The organism is Ruegeria sp. F11 (genome assembly GCF_056533855.1).
This window is the reverse complement of sequence record NZ_JBQFOW010000001.1, coordinates 193,494-208,267: the sequence shown is the minus strand read 5'-3', so window position 1 is coordinate 208,267 and position 14,774 is coordinate 193,494. Positions and strand designations below refer to the sequence as shown.

General features: G+C 60.0%; 17 protein-coding genes. 9 read left to right on the top strand and 8 right to left on the bottom strand.

Annotation, left to right across the window (positions count from 1 at the left end):
- The first annotated feature begins 10 nt into the window (after nt 1-10).
- The gene (gene glnA, locus ACR0NJ_RS01045) at nt 11-1,417 is read left to right on the top strand and encodes a type I glutamate--ammonia ligase (RefSeq protein ID WP_480815279.1); all 1,407 of its coding nucleotides are present in this window, start codon (nt 11-13) and stop codon (nt 1,415-1,417) included.
- Between the two features lie 49 nt (nt 1,418-1,466).
- Here glnA and ACR0NJ_RS01040 read toward each other — a convergent pair whose 3' ends face one another.
- Nucleotides 1,467-2,828: an MFS transporter gene (locus tag ACR0NJ_RS01040; RefSeq protein ID WP_480815278.1), complete on the bottom strand. Its 1,362-nt coding sequence runs from the start codon at nt 2,826-2,828 to the stop codon at nt 1,467-1,469.
- Between the two features lie 189 nt (nt 2,829-3,017).
- On the opposite strand from ACR0NJ_RS01040, the gene ACR0NJ_RS01035 reads away from it, so the two are divergent.
- Nucleotides 3,018-3,815, top strand: coding sequence for a lytic murein transglycosylase (locus tag ACR0NJ_RS01035; RefSeq protein ID WP_480815277.1), 798 nt, complete (start codon nt 3,018-3,020; stop codon nt 3,813-3,815).
- 198 nt (nt 3,816-4,013) lie between these two features.
- Nucleotides 4,014-4,913 (top strand): hypothetical protein, encoded by a 900-nt coding sequence (locus tag ACR0NJ_RS01030; RefSeq protein ID WP_480815276.1) that lies wholly within the window; start codon nt 4,014-4,016, stop codon nt 4,911-4,913.
- 36 nt (nt 4,914-4,949) lie between these two features.
- Here the strand turns inward: ACR0NJ_RS01030 and ACR0NJ_RS01025 are convergent, their stop codons facing one another.
- A complete protein-coding gene (locus tag ACR0NJ_RS01025) occupies nt 4,950-5,690 on the bottom strand; it encodes a heme-dependent oxidative N-demethylase family protein (protein ID WP_480815275.1) in 741 nt (246 codons plus the stop codon).
- 123 nt (nt 5,691-5,813) lie between these two features.
- On the opposite strand from ACR0NJ_RS01025, the gene dddP reads away from it, so the two are divergent.
- Nucleotides 5,814-7,157, top strand: a complete 1,344-nt coding sequence (dddP, locus tag ACR0NJ_RS01020) for a dimethylsulfonioproprionate lyase DddP (protein WP_480815274.1) — start codon at nt 5,814-5,816, stop codon at nt 7,155-7,157.
- A gap of 7 nt (nt 7,158-7,164) precedes the next feature.
- Here the strand turns inward: dddP and ACR0NJ_RS01015 are convergent, their stop codons facing one another.
- Entirely contained in the window at nt 7,165-7,359 is a 195-nt protein-coding gene (locus tag ACR0NJ_RS01015) for a hypothetical protein (protein ID WP_480815273.1), read from the bottom strand.
- A gap of 203 nt (nt 7,360-7,562) precedes the next feature.
- On the opposite strand from ACR0NJ_RS01015, the gene ACR0NJ_RS01010 reads away from it, so the two are divergent.
- Nucleotides 7,563-8,777 carry a bifunctional alpha/beta hydrolase/OsmC family protein gene (locus tag ACR0NJ_RS01010; protein ID WP_480815272.1) on the top strand — a complete coding sequence of 405 codons (1,215 nt, stop codon included), beginning with the start codon at nt 7,563-7,565 and terminating at the stop codon, nt 8,775-8,777.
- A gap of 37 nt (nt 8,778-8,814) precedes the next feature.
- On the opposite strand, the gene ACR0NJ_RS01005 is transcribed toward ACR0NJ_RS01010, so the two are convergent.
- The 5 genes from ACR0NJ_RS01005 to ACR0NJ_RS00985 all read right to left on the bottom strand — a co-directional run bounded on the left by ACR0NJ_RS01005 (nt 8,815) and on the right by ACR0NJ_RS00985 (nt 11,272).
- Entirely contained in the window at nt 8,815-9,144 is a 330-nt protein-coding gene (locus tag ACR0NJ_RS01005) for a hypothetical protein (protein WP_480815271.1), read from the bottom strand.
- Between the two features lie 11 nt (nt 9,145-9,155).
- The gene (locus ACR0NJ_RS01000) at nt 9,156-9,716 is read right to left on the bottom strand and encodes a hypothetical protein (RefSeq protein ID WP_480815270.1); all 561 of its coding nucleotides are present in this window, start codon (nt 9,714-9,716) and stop codon (nt 9,156-9,158) included.
- Between the two features lie 141 nt (nt 9,717-9,857).
- The gene (locus ACR0NJ_RS00995) at nt 9,858-10,445 is read right to left on the bottom strand and encodes a biotin transporter BioY (RefSeq protein WP_480815269.1); all 588 of its coding nucleotides are present in this window, start codon (nt 10,443-10,445) and stop codon (nt 9,858-9,860) included.
- Between the two features lie 75 nt (nt 10,446-10,520).
- On the bottom strand, nt 10,521-10,943 hold the full coding sequence (locus ACR0NJ_RS00990; protein WP_480815268.1) for a DUF6314 family protein: 423 nt from the start codon (nt 10,941-10,943) through the stop codon (nt 10,521-10,523).
- Nucleotides 10,940-11,272, bottom strand: a complete 333-nt coding sequence (locus ACR0NJ_RS00985; protein WP_480815267.1) for a hypothetical protein — start codon at nt 11,270-11,272, stop codon at nt 10,940-10,942. The genes ACR0NJ_RS00990 and ACR0NJ_RS00985 overlap by 4 nt, the downstream gene beginning before the upstream one ends.
- 89 nt (nt 11,273-11,361) lie before the next feature.
- On the opposite strand from ACR0NJ_RS00985, the gene purB reads away from it, so the two are divergent.
- From purB to ACR0NJ_RS00965, 4 genes are all read left to right on the top strand, one after another.
- Entirely contained in the window at nt 11,362-12,666 is a 1,305-nt protein-coding gene (gene purB / locus ACR0NJ_RS00980) for an adenylosuccinate lyase (RefSeq protein ID WP_480815266.1), read from the top strand.
- Nucleotides 12,667-12,781: 115 nt separating this feature from the next.
- Nucleotides 12,782-12,934 (top strand): chitin-binding domain-containing protein, encoded by a 153-nt coding sequence (locus tag ACR0NJ_RS00975; protein WP_480815265.1) that lies wholly within the window; start codon nt 12,782-12,784, stop codon nt 12,932-12,934.
- Between the two features lie 104 nt (nt 12,935-13,038).
- A complete protein-coding gene (locus ACR0NJ_RS00970; RefSeq protein ID WP_480815264.1) occupies nt 13,039-13,578 on the top strand; it encodes a tetratricopeptide repeat protein in 540 nt (179 codons plus the stop codon).
- Nucleotides 13,579-13,674: 96 nt separating this feature from the next.
- Nucleotides 13,675-14,748, top strand: coding sequence for a flagellar motor switch protein FliG (locus ACR0NJ_RS00965; protein WP_480815543.1), 1,074 nt, complete (start codon nt 13,675-13,677; stop codon nt 14,746-14,748).
- Nucleotides 14,749-14,774: the final 26 nt, after the last annotated feature.

The window sequence follows — 14,774 nt, the reverse complement described above, 5'->3', positions numbered from 1 at the left end:
AATAGTGAGTATGAGCAAGGACGCAGTTCTCAAGCTGATCCAGGACGAAGGCGCTGATTACGTCGACATCCGCTTTACCGACCCGCGCGGCAAGCTTCAGCACGTCACCATCATGTCCGATCAGGTTGACGAAGATTTCCTGGACGAAGGCTTCATGTTCGACGGATCGTCGATCGCCGGCTGGAAATCCATCGAAGCATCCGACATGAAACTGATGCCCGATACCGACAGCGCCTATGTCGATCCGTTCTACGCGGAAAAGACCATCTGCCTGCACTGCTCGGTCGTTGAGCCCGACACCGGCGAAGCCTACGAGCGTGACCCGCGCGGCACCGCGCAGAAAGCTGAAGCCTACCTGAAATCCTCGGGCATCGGCGACGCAGCCTTCTTCGGCCCTGAGGCCGAATTCTTCCTGTTCGACGACGTCCGATTCTCGAACAGTATCAACAAGGTATCCTACGAAGTTGATGCAACTGATGCATCGTGGAACACCGATACCGAATACGAGATGGGCAACATGGGCCATCGTCCGGGCGTCAAGGGCGGCTACTTCCCCGTGAACCCCGTTGACGAAGCGCAGGACCTGCGGTCGGAAATGCTGTCGACCATGAAGCGTCTGGGCATGAAGGTCGACAAGCACCACCACGAAGTTGCGTCCTGCCAGCACGAGCTCGGTCTGATCTTCGACAGCCTGACCAAGCAGGCCGACGAGCTGCAGAAATACAAATACGTCATCCACAACGTTGCCCACGCCTATGGCAAATCGGCGACCTTCATGCCGAAGCCAATCGCGGGCGACAACGGCACCGGTATGCACGTGAATATGTCGATCTGGAAAGACGGCAAGCCGCTGTTCGCTGGCGACAAATACGCCGACCTGTCGGACGAGGCGCTGTGGTTCATCGGCGGCGTTCTGAAGCATGCCAAAACCCTGAACGCCTTCACCAACCCTTCGACCAACAGCTACAAGCGTCTGATCCCGGGCTTCGAGGCCCCCGTTCTGCGCGCCTACTCGGCCCGCAACCGCTCGGGCTGCGTGCGTATTCCGTGGACCGAAAGCCCGAAAGCCAAGCGCGTCGAGGCCCGCTTCCCCGATCCGGCCGCGAACCCCTATCTGGCGTTTGCCGCTCTGCTGATGGCTGGTCTGGACGGCATCAAGAACAAGATCGATCCAGGCGAAGCCATGGACAAGAACCTGTACGATCTGCCTGCAGAAGAACTGGCCGACATCCCGACCGTATGTGGTTCGCTGCGCGAAGCGCTGGAAGCTCTGGCATCCGATCACGACTTCCTGCTGCAGGGCGACGTGTTCACCAAAGACCAGATCGACGGCTATATCGCACTGAAGATGGAAGAGGTCGAAACCTACGAGCACACCCCGCACCCGGTTGAATACGGCATGTACTACAGCTGCTAATTCCGCCTTGCGAGGTCAATAATCAGGGGCGTCCTTCGGGGCGCCCCTTTTACGTTTGCTCCATCGCGCCGGGATCAGACTGCTCCAGTGCGAAATGGGCATAGATCAAGATCACGGCTGAGACCGCCGCCGTAACCCAGAACACAGCCGCGAACGACCCGGTCATGGCATAAATCGTGCTGCAGATTGCCATACCGAATGTGCCGCCCAATAGCTGGCTGCTCAGTACGATCCCCCCGGCTTGCCCCTGCATTCCCGGCGGGACGGACATCATGACAGCGCGCTGCGGCGGTACGAACAGGAACGAGATCGCCACGCCCGAGAACAGCAGACCTGCATAGACCAGCAGGTTGACACCCAGCCCCATCCCAATTGCCATGGCGACCAACCCGGCCAGAGTCCCCAGAACCCCCAGCAGGGACGGCAAGCGGGTTCCGTAAGTATCCGCCGCTTTGCCCGCAATGGTCGCGGTTAGCACAGGCGGCACAACGGCGGGCAGCAACGCGACGCCTGCCATCAGGGGGGACAGACCGCTGACCCTCTGGAAATACATCGCACCGAAGACAAAGGTTGCGATTTTGACGAATTGGGCCAGCAGGACAATCATGTTCGACGCCGCAAAGGTGCCGTTTGAAAACAGCCGCATGGCGATCAGCGGGGCAGGAACCCGTAACTCCATCGGCACCAAAATGCACAGCATCAGAATGCCCAGGATCAACGGCCCCAGCACGTCGATCTGACCCCATCCGCGCTCCGGCCCCTCCATAATGCCAAACACGGTCAGCCCCAGCCCACCGATCAACAGCAGAAGCCCGATCCAGTCAAAGGCCGGTTCCTCGCGATGTGGCGGGTCACGCCAGTAGATCCACGTAATAAAGGCGACGACCAGAACGATCGGAGGATTGATCCAGAAGATCCAGCGCCACGACAGGTAATCCGTCAGCAACCCGCCCACCACAGGACCAAGGGCCAGAAAGCTTGTGCCAATTGCACCATATATACCAAGCGCCATGCCTCGGTCTTTGTCTTCGAAGGATATCGATACCAGAACCAGCGAGAGCGGAAAGATGATCGCAGCCCCGACACCCTGCACCGCGCGCGCAATGACGATAGCGGTGCCGCTATTGGCAAACCCCGCCGCCATCGAAGACAGGCCAAACAGCAGCAAGCCAACGACAACCAGTGTTCGCGTCCCAATCGTGTCACCCAACCGCCCGGCTGCCCCGGCAAGAGCGGCAAGAACCAGCAGGTAAATACTGACCACCCAATGCGCGCCCAGATCACTCAGTCCGATGTCTTTCTGGATCGTGGGCAAGGCAACACCCACCACGGTTTCATCCAGCAGGATGACGCCAAGAATTGCGCCCATGGCCCCCAGCACCCACCAGCGCCTGTTCTCATCTTTGCTCATGCATCAACCGCCCTGTCTGAATGCCCTTTATTGAACACGCTGCGCGAAAGAGGCGTCAAGGGCCGGGCTGTCCCGTGTATCAACCCGGTTGCAGCCGAAGGCCAATTTCCCGCAGCGGCGGGAATTCACTTCTTTGCGGCAACCGGGCCAGCTATTCTTACCCTCAAAGAAACAAAGAAAGAGCGGTTCATGAAACGTCTTGTCGGTCCTCTTGCCGCCGTTGCGGTGTCACTCGCCTCTGCCGGGTATGCGGCGCAATGCGGAAACACCAGCAGCGGGTTCGAGGCGTGGAAAAAGGACTTTGCCAAACAGGCGCGCAAAGCCGGCGTCAAGAAAAAGGGCCTGCAGGCGCTGGCCCAGACCCAGTACGCGACACGGACTATTGCCGCGGACCGGAACCAGAAAAGCTTCAAGTATTCGCTGGACAAGTTCATGCGCATTCGCGGTGCGGATACAATCGTTGCGCAGGGCCGCAAGCGCAAGGCGCGCAATCCTGAATTCTATGCCGCGCTCGAACGGCAATACGGCGTTCCGGCGGGCGTGCTGATTGCCATCCACGGCATGGAGACAGGCTTTGGAAATTTCATGGGCGACAGTCAGGTTGTTTCCGCAATCACAACACTGGCCTATGATTGTCGCCGATCCGAGTTCTTTATCCCGCACGCAATTGGGGCACTGAAACTGGTCGATCAGGGCAGTATCACTATGGCGACAAAGGGGGCGAAACATGGCGAGTTGGGCCATACCCAATTCCTGCCCGGCAATGCGCTGACCTATGGGGTCGACGCCACCGGGGATCGCCGCGTGGATTTCTACAACATGACCGACGCAATGGCCTCGACTGCGAATTTCCTGCGCAAGAAAGGCTGGAAGCCCGGCCGTGGGTATCAGCCGGGGCAGCCAAACTTTGCCGTGATCCAACAATGGAACGCCGCTTCGGTCTACCAGCAATCCATCGCAATTATGGCGGCCCGAATCGACGGCTAGCCCCGCCTTGCTGCCAACATCGCATCCACCCATTTCCGCCACATTGTCGCCATAGTGTTCGAAAAAAGCCGAATTTCCTTGGTTTCCAATACGTAATCAATCCTCAGAAAATTTCTTTTTTTTGCATTTTCGTCAAATTCTCCCCCAGAAGGGTCGCTAGGTTGTGGTGTCAGACGAAATGCAACAGAGGACAGAGCTGTGTCTCGGAAGCAAAGCTACCATGGCGGCCTGCAATTTGACGGCGATACCGAAGGCGCGATCGAACGCTTCGGAACCATCGTCGCGGCAACGCTGGAAGACTACGGTCATTTGGTCGAGCGGAAGGCGTTGCTCAGCCAGACCGAGGCCAGCATCGTATCCAGTCAGTATCTGGTGCGGCTGTCTCTGACCTCTGAGGCCGAAAAAGCCGAGGATCGGTACGAGCGCATGGATCGCGCCGCCGGTCTGAAAACCCTGACCCGCCCCAAGGTCAGCAGCCCGCGCAACCGGCTGGTGGTAACGGTCACACCGGTTTCGCCGCTTCTGGATGACAGCGAGATTTCGGAATTGATGCTTGTGGTTGTCCTGTACCGCATGATTGACATCTGCACTACGCGACGTGTCGAGTGGCTGTCGCCGCACACGGTTCTGACGGTCGAGCAGTTCATGAGCGCCTTTGACACGCTGGCATCCAGAAAACCGCGGGACAGGAAACAGATTTTCCAATCCGTCACTGGCCAGTTCGCAGGGTTGACCGTCGCCACGCCCGAGGAAACCGCCGACGGAAACGCCCCCGAGGCGCGCCCGATCCAGTTGACGGACGAGCAGTTGCTCAGCATCGCGTTCCGCTCAGCCGATACGGATGTGATGCCTGCCGACCTGGCCCGGTCGGATGAAGATGATGACAAACCCAGCGATGTGCTGCGCCTTGGCACATGGTGCATGACCGGCGTTATCGCCAGTGTCTCCACCCCGATCGCCCTGTCCATGGCCGCCGTGAACCTGCTGCGTGGTGAAGACTTCCGCCTTAACACTCAGGTGCTTGTCTTTTCCGTAGCCATCGTCGGCCTGAATGCCAGCAATGCCTTTGCGGGCGTGGCCGGGATGCTCGGGCACTAACAGAATTACAGAAGACCCTCCTAGGAGGCCCCGCCGTCAGGCGGGGTTTTCCGTTTTTGGCACATGGTTCGCGGCCAGAACATAGGTGTGGATCGAAAACACCACCGCCCGAGTCTCGGGCAAGCGCAGCAATGTCTGGCGCTCGCTGCGCAGATATCCGGCGGTGCCGGGCTCAACGGTTTCCCGCCGTTCATAGGTGCTGCGCGGTTGGTACAACTCGGCGTCCGCATACCAAAGCGCGTTGAACCGCCACAGCGGACGGCCAGGCTGGATACCATCGAACAGGCGCTGCACCCGCCGGGCGATGTTGCCGTCATAACTCTCGATGGCCCCATGAATATTCATCAGCGGGCGCATGAATTTCTCGGACAAGCGCCAACTGGCGGGAAAGCACAGGATAGCCCCAGTCAGCACATGTTCGTCGCCGCTCTTTTGCAGAATGCAGAAATCCTCCTGCACCAGTCGGCACAGGGTGTCCAATGGGTGATCCCGGTCGATTGCCACAGATACGCCGTCTGGCCGTGTGATCCGGTCGGCGTCGCCCTGATAGATCTGGGCCAAAACCAGCTCCAGCAGTTCCCGCGCTGCAGGTTCGGCGCTGGGGCTCAGCGCCAGAACATCCTCGCGGCGCTCGGCCAACAGGGTTTCTCGACGCTGCATTTGGCCCGCAAACGCCTCGTCCTGATGCAGCCAAGTGTCCATCGTGGCGGGCTGAATACCCGGCAGCGCACGATGGTCGAGCGGATTGTAAGGGATGGAGGTCTGCAGCACCGTCATGTGCCTGACCTATCATCCGGATGCGCAAATGTCGGTCAAAAAGCGACAACGGAGCCGTCGCAAATCACCGAGACGGGAAACTGATGAATCCGCAGGCTAAATATGCAAGCAGGGAGGCGCGCCGTGAACCATCATTACCGGGATACCCGCAAGATCGACCCGACCAAGGGCGCAACCCTCGGCGATGGCACCCCCAACGACAATGACCGGATCGAGATCGGGCCGACCCAGCTGGCCTTTGATGAATGGGCAGCGGCGGGTTTAGAGCTACCCAACCTCGAACGGATGCGCGAGTTTCGCTGGAAACGGCTGACACAGGCAATCGTTGATCGGGGGTACGGCGGGCTGCTGATGTTTGACCCGCTGAACATCCGCTACGCCACCGACAGCACCAATATGCAGCTTTGGAACACGCATAACCCGTTCCGGGCGGTGCTGCTGTGTGCCGACGGATATATGGTGATCTGGGACTATAAGAATTCGCCTTTTCTTTCCAAATTCAATCCCTTAGTGCGCGAGCAGCGCTCGGGCGCGGACCTGTTCTATTTCGACCGCGGCGACAAGGTGGATGTGGCTGCCGACGTCCTGTCGAACGAAATCCGCCTACTGGTCAACGAACATGGCGGCGGCAACAAACGTCTGGCCGTCGACAAGATCATGCTGCACGGGCTGCGCGCCTTGGAGGCGCAGGGCTTCGAGGTGATGGAGGGCGAAGAAGTCACCGAAAAGACCCGCGCCATCAAAGGCCCGGATGAGATCCTTGCCATGCGCTGCGCCAGCCACGCCTGCGAAACCGCCGTGGCTGAGATGGAGAGGTTTGCGCGCGCCAATGTGGGCGATGGCAAGACATCCGAGGATGACATCTGGGCCGTACTGCACGCCGAAAACATCCGGCGGGGTGGTGAGTGGATCGAGACCCGGCTGCTGGCCTCGGGCCAGCGCACCAACCCGTGGTTTCAGGAATGCGGCCCGAGGATCACCCAACAGAACGAGATCATTGCCTTTGATACCGACCTGATCGGCTCTTACGGAATTTGTGTCGATATCTCTCGCACCTGGTGGATCGGGGATCAAAAGCCCCGCCCTGACATGATTTATACCATGCAGCATGCGCATGAGCATATCATGACGAATATGGAGATGCTGAAACCCGGCGTCATGATCCCGGAACTGACGGCAAATTCGCACCGGCTGGACGACAAGTTTCAGGCGCAGAAATACGGCTGCCTGATGCATGGCGTCGGTCTGTGTGATGAATGGCCGCTGGTCGCCTATCCGGATAAGGCGGTTGCGGGGGCCTATGACTATCCGCTGGAACCCGGAATGGTTCTGTGTGTCGAAGTCGCCGCAGGTGAAGTGGGCGGGGATTTCTCGGTCAAACTGGAAGATCAGGTTCTCATCACCGAAGATGGCTACGAGAACCTGACCAAGTACCCGTTTGACCCGCAACTGATGGGTCTGGAATAGGGCACGGCTATTGCGACCAGCTGGACCGGCGGACATTGCCGTGCCAGTCCTCGATTTCTGAAACGGCCTGCGGCTGCGCCGAATACCCGGTCACCGGCCAGGATTGACCCAGTGCAAAACCAAGCACAGACGCCAGAACGATTGCGATCAGCGTCCCGCTATGGGCCGAAGATACTTGGGGTGTTGATGCTGTATGGGCCATGAGGACCTCCTTTGGTTTGTCCGTGGCTCCAACATGGGGGAGCACATGAAATAATGAAAACGAATGTTTGTTTTATAATACATCACGAAATTAGATTGTTCGAAATCGCTCACCTTCACGTGACGCGGGTGACAAAAGGGTTGTGACCCCACGCGGATACACACAATATCAGGGGCATTCCCCCAGCAACCCAAGGAGCCGACATGCCCACGGAACGCATCACTTTTGCCGGACATGACGGCAGCCAACTGGCGGCGCGGCTCGATCTGCCGGATGGACCGGTGCTGGCAACGGCGTTGTTTGCGCATTGCTTCACGTGCTCCAAGGACATCCCGGCGGCGCGGCGCATCTCGGCCCGGCTGGCGGCCATGGGCATTGCCGTTTTGCGTTTCGATTTCACTGGTCTGGGCCATTCCAAGGGGGAATTCGCCAACACCACCTTTACGTCGAATGTCGAGGACCTGATCGCCGCCGCGCAATACCTTGCAGGGCGGAACATGGCCCCTGCGCTGCTGATCGGCCATTCGCTAGGCGGTGCTGCCGTCCTGCGCGCGCGGGCGGGCATTCCGTCGGTCAAGGCCGTTGTAACTCTGGGCGCCCCCGCTGATCCCGGCCACGTGTCGCATCATTTTACAGATGCCCTGCCGGAGATTCAGCAGGAAGGCAGCGCCGAGGTCTCGTTAGGCGGTCGCCCCTTCCGCATCCGTAAAGCCTTCGTGGACGACATCGCCGAGGCCGCGCTGACACCGTCGATTTCCGAGCTCAAGGCCGCCCTGCTGATCCTGCACGCGCCCCGGGATGAGACCGTCAGCATCGACAACGCCAGCACAATCTTTCTGGCCGCCAAACACCCAAAGAGCTTTGTGACCCTTGACGATGCCGACCACCTGATCACCCGCGCCTCGGACGCGGAATACGCCGCTGACGTCATCGCGGCCTGGGTGACGCGCTATGTGACCCTCTGCCCCCCGGCCCCACCCCCCGGCGCGCCCGAAGGCATCATTCGCGTGACCGAGGCTGGCCCGGACGGTTTCCTCCAGGACATTCAGGCGGGGCCGCGCCATCACTCCGTCGCCGATGAACCTGCGTCATATGGGGGCACCGACAAGGGCATGTCGCCTTATGGGTTCGTCTCGGCCGGTTTGGGGGCCTGCACGTCGATGACCATCCGTATGTATGCAAGGCGGAAAAACTGGCCGCTGACTGGCATCACGGTCGATATCTGCCACGACAAGGTGCACGCTCAGGACGCGGGGCTGGCAAGCGAAGGCAAGGTAGACCAGTTCCGCCGCAAGATCCGGCTGGAAGGTCCGCTGGATCAGCAACAACGGGACCGCCTGCTGGAAATCGCAGATAAATGCCCGGTGCACCGCACGCTGGAAGGCACAGCGCAGATCACCACCGAATTGCTGGACTGAACCGGCGGCCCCAGACGCATCAGGGGCCACCCAGCGATCAGCGACGCCGCGGCGCGGGCCGGTGGATCGGCGGACGGGCCGCAGGCGGACGCGCAACCGGCGGTCGGGGCCGCGCTGGAGGTTTCGCAATCGGCGGCTTCGGACGCGCCGGAGGTTTACCCACAGGAGGGCGATCCGGTCTGTTCGGGCGGTCCACGTCAATATCGACATCCACATCGTGGTAGTAGTCGTTCCACAGCATCGAATCGTAAAACGGGTCATACCCGTACCCAACTCCAACCGTCACACCATCACAGGCGGACAGAGTGATGCTCGCCACGCCGAGGCCCAGCGCCAGAACCGACCGTTTAATAAGTTTGCGGGTCATATGCGCCTCCGTCACTGCAGGGACCGGAACGACGCGAACACGTCATTCACATCGTCCACATAAGCCGGGTTGGCCCCATCAAGCAGGATGACAACCGCAACAGCGACCCGATTGTTCGGCAGGTCAATCACGGTCGCAGTGAAATTCACGCCACGCCCGTCACGGCTGCCGGTGCCCCGAAACACGCGTGCAGGCAGACCACCGATCCTTGTGTCGCTTGTGCTGGTAACAGTCGGGTCTTTGACCAGAAATTTATCAATATCTTCAAGGTATCGCACGGCGCCTTCAATGGAGCCAACACCCGCAGGTGAGACAAATCCCATCCACACCTTGTCATCCGTCACGGGCCGGAACCCCATTACCCGCGCCACGGCGCGGGCGTCGCCCAGTTCGGTATCTTCAATCTCGCGCGGGCCTCCGGTGCGCAGGAGCCAGAAGTCGGGAACTGAAAAGCGGAACAGCGCGCGCCCTTCGTCGGTGTATGTAACCGGTGTCTCGGCGGCGGCGGGTTCTGCACCCCACATCCACAAAGTCGCGCAGGCGGTAAGGGCCGAGCCTAAAAAAATACGCATATCTCAATAGCCTGATGGTTTCTCTGCCATCAGATTGAACGCCGAGCCACAGCTTTGTCCAGTACACGTTTGACAGGACAACAAAAAACCCGCGCCAGGAGCGGTCCCGGCGCGGGTCAAATACCTTCGAGGCAAAGCCGATCAGGTACGGGCGTTACCCACCAGTTTCCACAGCGCAGGGATCAGCATAGCCGCCAGTGCCAGCTTGATCGCATCCCCCACCAGGAACGGTGTCAGACCCCATTGCAGGATCGGTTGATCCCAGCCGTAAAGCTGACCCAGCCAAATCAGGCCGGGAACGTAGATCACGACATTGGCCAGCAGCAGCGCCACAGCCATCTTACCGACCGAACGGTCCCAACCGCGCGCGGCCAGCGCGCCCAAGATGACGGTTGCCAGCACGTAGCCGACCAGATAGCCGCCTGTGCCGCCCATCATATAGGTCAGACCAAATTTCTCGGCCGACGAGCCGGCAAAAACGTCAAAACCCAGCGCACCGACGAGCAAATAGCCCATCATGGTGATCAGGCCCAGACGCGCGCCATAGGCGGTGCCGATGGTCAGAACGGCAAAGGTGCCCATGGTGATCGGAACCGGCCACATCGGAACCTTGATCTTGGCGGCCACGGCGAGCGCCAGAATACCCAGAGCGACCAGAACAACCTGTTTGACACGCAGCGCGGTCCCCTCGCGCGGGCCGATTGCTTCGGCCAGAACATTCGCATTCATTTCTTTTCTCCGCTGTCGGATGGATTTGCGGCTGCAGCATTGCCCGCACTATGCGGAAATGGCAAGATGATTACGCTATCGCAGCCGGTATTCAGTGTCCATTTCATAAGATTTCCGCGGCCCCGACACCGTCCAGCGGACGCTCCAGCGCGGCCAATCCGTGAAATCGTATAATGCACCATAGCTGTCGGGCGGGCAATCATGGTGATCGGCGGCCTGCTCCAGATTGAGTTTCAGGTTGTGGAAAAAACGCCCGTCATCGAAGTGGATGGCAACCCTGTCACCGGCATCCCGCCACAGATACCGCCGCGTCCCCTTCATCGAAGGTTGCCCCGGCAGAAGCAGCGTAACCTGCTCGTCATAAGTCAACCCCTCGTCATCAGGGACCAACACCGCCTGACCCTCCGCCTCGACAATCTGACCGGCCCTGGCGTCGCGAATGATGCGCTTCAGCACCCAAGTGCCTGCGAAATCAGAGATATGGCGCGGCAAGCTCACTCGGAAAAAATTCCGTCGTTGATATCGCCAGCGTCCCCGACAAAGCGGATCGTCTCACCGTTCTGCAGCACGTCGTAACAGGCCCAGACATCGGATGGCGGCCATTGCGAGCAATAGCGATCCTCGCGCACCGCCCAGCGGCCAGCGCTTGGACCGCCCGAGAAAAACTGCGTCAGCATATGTTCGTCGAAGGTCTGCGACACGCCCTGCCCGTATTCCAGCCGCTTGCCGATCAGCGCCGACAGAATCTGATCGCCGGTCAGCCGCGTGAACTCGTCTGCAGCCAAAACGCCGGGCCACAGGGCCAAAATCAGGGCAAACCGTCTCATCTGTCTACTCGCACCTTGTTCCTGTGGCGGGTCGGGTTTAAACCCCGCCGCAACGCCTCCTGCCAAATCACAATAAGGTGCCGCTGCCAATGATTCCACGTTATTCCCGCCCCGAGATGGTCGCCATCTGGTCGCCTGAAGCCAAGTTCCGCATCTGGTACGAGATCGAGGCGCATGCCTGCGACGCCATGGCCGATCTGGGCGTGATCCCGCGTGAGAATGCCGAGGCCGTGTGGAAAGCCAAGGACGTGGAATTCGACGTGGCCCGCATTGATGAGATCGAGGCCGTCACCAAACACGACGTCATCGCCTTCCTGACCCATCTGGCCGAGCATGTGGGCAGCGAGGAAGCGCGTTTTGTGCATCAGGGCATGACCAGCTCTGACGTGCTCGACACTTGCCTGAACGTGCAACTGACCCGCGCGGCGGACATTCTGATTGCTGACCTCGAAGGTCTGCTGGCCGCCCTCAAGCGCCGCGCCATCGAACACAAGGATACCGTTCGTATCGGCCGCAGCCACGGCATCCACGCCGAACCGACGACCATGGGCCTGACCTTCGCGCGTTTCTATGCCGAGATGGACCGCAACCTGTCCCGCATGCGCGACGCCCGCGCGGAAATCGCCACCGGCGCGATCAGCGGTGCGGTCGGCACCTTTGCCAATATCGACCCGGCGGTCGAAGAGCATGTCTGCGACAAGATGGGTCTGGTGCCCGAACCCATCAGCACTCAGGTCATCCCCCGCGACCGGCACGCCGCCTTCTTTGCCACGCTGGGCGTGATCGCCAGCAGCATCGAAAACATCGCCGTTGAAATCCGCCACATGCAGCGGACCGAGGTGCTGGAGGGGGCCGAGTTCTTCTCGATGGGCCAAAAGGGCTCGTCGGCGATGCCGCACAAGAAGAACCCGGTGCTGACCGAGAACCTGACCGGACTCGCGCGCATGGTCCGCGCGGCGGTGATCCCCGCGATGGAGAACGTGGCGCTGTGGCACGAACGCGATATCTCGCATTCTTCGGTCGAACGTATGATCGGGCCGGACGCGACCATCACGCTGGATTTTGCGTTGGCCCGCCTGACCGGCGTGATCGACAAACTGCTGATCTTCCCCGAGAACATGATGGAGAACATGAACAAGTTCCCCGGTCTGGTCATGAGCCAACGGGTTCTGCTGGCGCTGACCCAAGCCGGCGTCAGCCGCGAGGACGCCTATGCCATGGTCCAGCGCAACGCGCTCAAGGTCTGGGAACACCGCACCGATTTCAAAGAGGAACTGCTGGCAGACGCTGATGTCACCGCCGCGCTGAGCCCCGAAGAGATCGAGGAAAAGTTCGACCTTGGCTATCACACCAAGCATGTCGATACGATCTTTGCACGGGTATTCGGCGACTAAATCCCGCGACCACGTTCTTCACAAGGCCCGGGCCCCACACAGCCCGGGCCTTGTCTTTTGCCAGATCGCCCAAAATCGGCTATCCTGCCCATGACTTTCTGATGGGAGAGGCACCATGATCCGCACCATTCTCTGCTCATTCGCGCTGGTCTGCGTGGCATCTGCAGGCATCGCCTGCAGCGGTCACTCCAAACAAACGCAGTCCTGCGCCCCCGGCACGTTCTGGGACAGCGAAAGCCAAAGCTGCATGAAAATTGTCAATAGCTGACATTTTTCTGTCCTGCTTGTGAATAATTGCGACCCGGCCGGTGTTAGCTTTTGTGAAGATCACGCTATGATTTCAAAAAGCAGCCCTGAGACCGGAGTAGTATAATGCGCCTCATTTTAGCTTCTGCAATTGCCTTTCAAGCCTTTGCCTTTGCCCCCTATGTCCACGCCGCAGGCGGCGACAGCAACCCGCCCAAGCCCACCAACACCACCAAAAAATGCCTGTTCGGGCGCGTCTACGACAAGGATCGTGGGCGGTGTGTGAAGCCGGACAAGACCAACTTCACCGAAGATCAGCTGTATGACGCGGTGCGTGAACTGGCGTATGACGGGCAGTTCGAAAATGCGCAAGACATCCTGCGCATCATGGATCAGAATGACGACCGCGTTCTGACCTATTGGGGCTTCACCTATCGCAAATTGGGTGAGCTTGAACTGGCGAATGTGTTCTATCAGGACGCGATCGACAAAAACCCCGACAATATTCTGGCGCGCAGCTACATGGGTCAGGGTTTTGTGTCCGAAGGCAAAACCGACCTCGCCATCGCGCAATGGCGCGAAATCAAGGCCCGTGGCGGCGAAGGCACATGGGCCGAGGCCTCGCTGCGCGAGGCGATCAGAACGGGTCTGACCTATAGCTATTAGGCTTCAGCTTTTCTTTACCCGATTCCCCCTAATCTGCCTGTGGAACAGAGTTTTTGGCACCATGGGCAGATGCAGGATTCAAACGCATTGATTCAGATGGCACCGGGGCAATCCGCCCCCGTCGCCGAGACGGTTGGTGACGCGCCGCGCGTCGTTGCCCGGGCATTGAATAACCGGCAAAAGGCCGCCGTTGTCGTGCGCCTTCTGCTGAACGAAGGCGCAGATATCCCGCTGGAGGAATTGCCCGACGATCTGCAGGAAAAGCTGACCCACCAACTTGGGCAAATGGGTCTGGTGGACCGCGTGACGCTGGATGCGGTGGCGCAGGAATTCGGCGATGCCCTGGACAGCGTCGGTCTGGCTTTTCCCCACGGGCTGGCCGGGGCGTTGGACGCGGTGAATGGCAAGATCGCCCCAACCACCGCTGCACGCCTGCGCAAAGTGGCCGGGGTGCGCCAGATCGGCGATCCGTGGCAGCGATTGCGCGATGTCGCGGTTGAGGATCTGGCCGCCATGGCACAGGCCGAAAGCACCGAGGTGGCGGCGGTAATGCTCTCCAAACTAGATACGGCCAAGGCGGCGCAGTTGCTGGGCCACCTGCCCGGCCCGGTGGCGCGGCGGATAACCTATGCTGTTTCCAAAACCGCAAATGTCACGCCTGATGCGGTCGATCGCATTGGCTGGTCTCTGGCCGCGCAACTGGATCAACGCCTGCCTCAGGCCTTTGCCGACGATCCCGGCGCACGGGTCGGCGCGATCCTGAACCAGTCCGCCGCCTCAACCCGGGATGGCTTGCTGGATGCGCTTGACGAAGAAGACGCCGATTTTGCCAGCGTGGTGCGCCAGTCACTGTTCACCTTCGCGCACATCGCGAGCCGCGTTATGCCCCGGGATATCCCGGCGATCCTTCGGGAGATCGAACAACCGGTTCTGATCACCGCCCTCGCCGGGGCTGCGGCCGAGGATGACAAAGCGTCGGTCGAGTTCCTGCTGTCCAACATTTCCTCACGCATGGCGGAAAACCTGCGCGAGGAAATGGGTGAACGCGGCCGCGTCAAGCGGGCCGAGGCCGAGGACGCGATGACGCAGGTCGTGACCGCGATTCAGAATTTGTCTGGCGAAGACGCGATCACCCTGATCGTGTCCGAGGCCGAGGAGGACGATGTCTAACAACTCTCAGCGTGTTGCCCCTTGAA

Bases quoted from the DNA above. Each gene is read 5' to 3' on its own strand.
- glnA (WP_480815279.1), top strand. From the start codon at position 11: ATGAGCAAGGACGCAGTTCTCAAGCTGATCCAGGACGAAGGCGCTGAT.
- ACR0NJ_RS01040 (WP_480815278.1), bottom strand. From the start codon at position 2,828: ATGAGCAAAGATGAGAACAGGCGCTGGTGGGTGCTGGGGGCCATGGGC.
- ACR0NJ_RS01035 (WP_480815277.1), top strand. From the start codon at position 3,018: ATGAAACGTCTTGTCGGTCCTCTTGCCGCCGTTGCGGTGTCACTCGCC.
- ACR0NJ_RS01025 (WP_480815275.1), bottom strand. From the start codon at position 5,690: ATGACGGTGCTGCAGACCTCCATCCCTTACAATCCGCTCGACCATCGT.
- ACR0NJ_RS01015 (WP_480815273.1), bottom strand. From the start codon at position 7,359: ATGGCCCATACAGCATCAACACCCCAAGTATCTTCGGCCCATAGCGGG.
- ACR0NJ_RS01010 (WP_480815272.1), top strand. From the start codon at position 7,563: ATGCCCACGGAACGCATCACTTTTGCCGGACATGACGGCAGCCAACTG.
- ACR0NJ_RS01005 (WP_480815271.1), bottom strand. From the start codon at position 9,144: ATGACCCGCAAACTTATTAAACGGTCGGTTCTGGCGCTGGGCCTCGGC.
- ACR0NJ_RS01000 (WP_480815270.1), bottom strand. From the start codon at position 9,716: ATGCGTATTTTTTTAGGCTCGGCCCTTACCGCCTGCGCGACTTTGTGG.
- ACR0NJ_RS00995 (WP_480815269.1), bottom strand. From the start codon at position 10,445: ATGAATGCGAATGTTCTGGCCGAAGCAATCGGCCCGCGCGAGGGGACC.
- ACR0NJ_RS00985 (WP_480815267.1), bottom strand. From the start codon at position 11,272: ATGAGACGGTTTGCCCTGATTTTGGCCCTGTGGCCCGGCGTTTTGGCT.
- purB (WP_480815266.1), top strand. From the start codon at position 11,362: ATGATTCCACGTTATTCCCGCCCCGAGATGGTCGCCATCTGGTCGCCT.
- ACR0NJ_RS00975 (WP_480815265.1), top strand. From the start codon at position 12,782: ATGATCCGCACCATTCTCTGCTCATTCGCGCTGGTCTGCGTGGCATCT.
- ACR0NJ_RS00970 (WP_480815264.1), top strand. From the start codon at position 13,039: ATGCGCCTCATTTTAGCTTCTGCAATTGCCTTTCAAGCCTTTGCCTTT.
- ACR0NJ_RS00965 (WP_480815543.1), top strand. From the start codon at position 13,675: ATGGCACCGGGGCAATCCGCCCCCGTCGCCGAGACGGTTGGTGACGCG.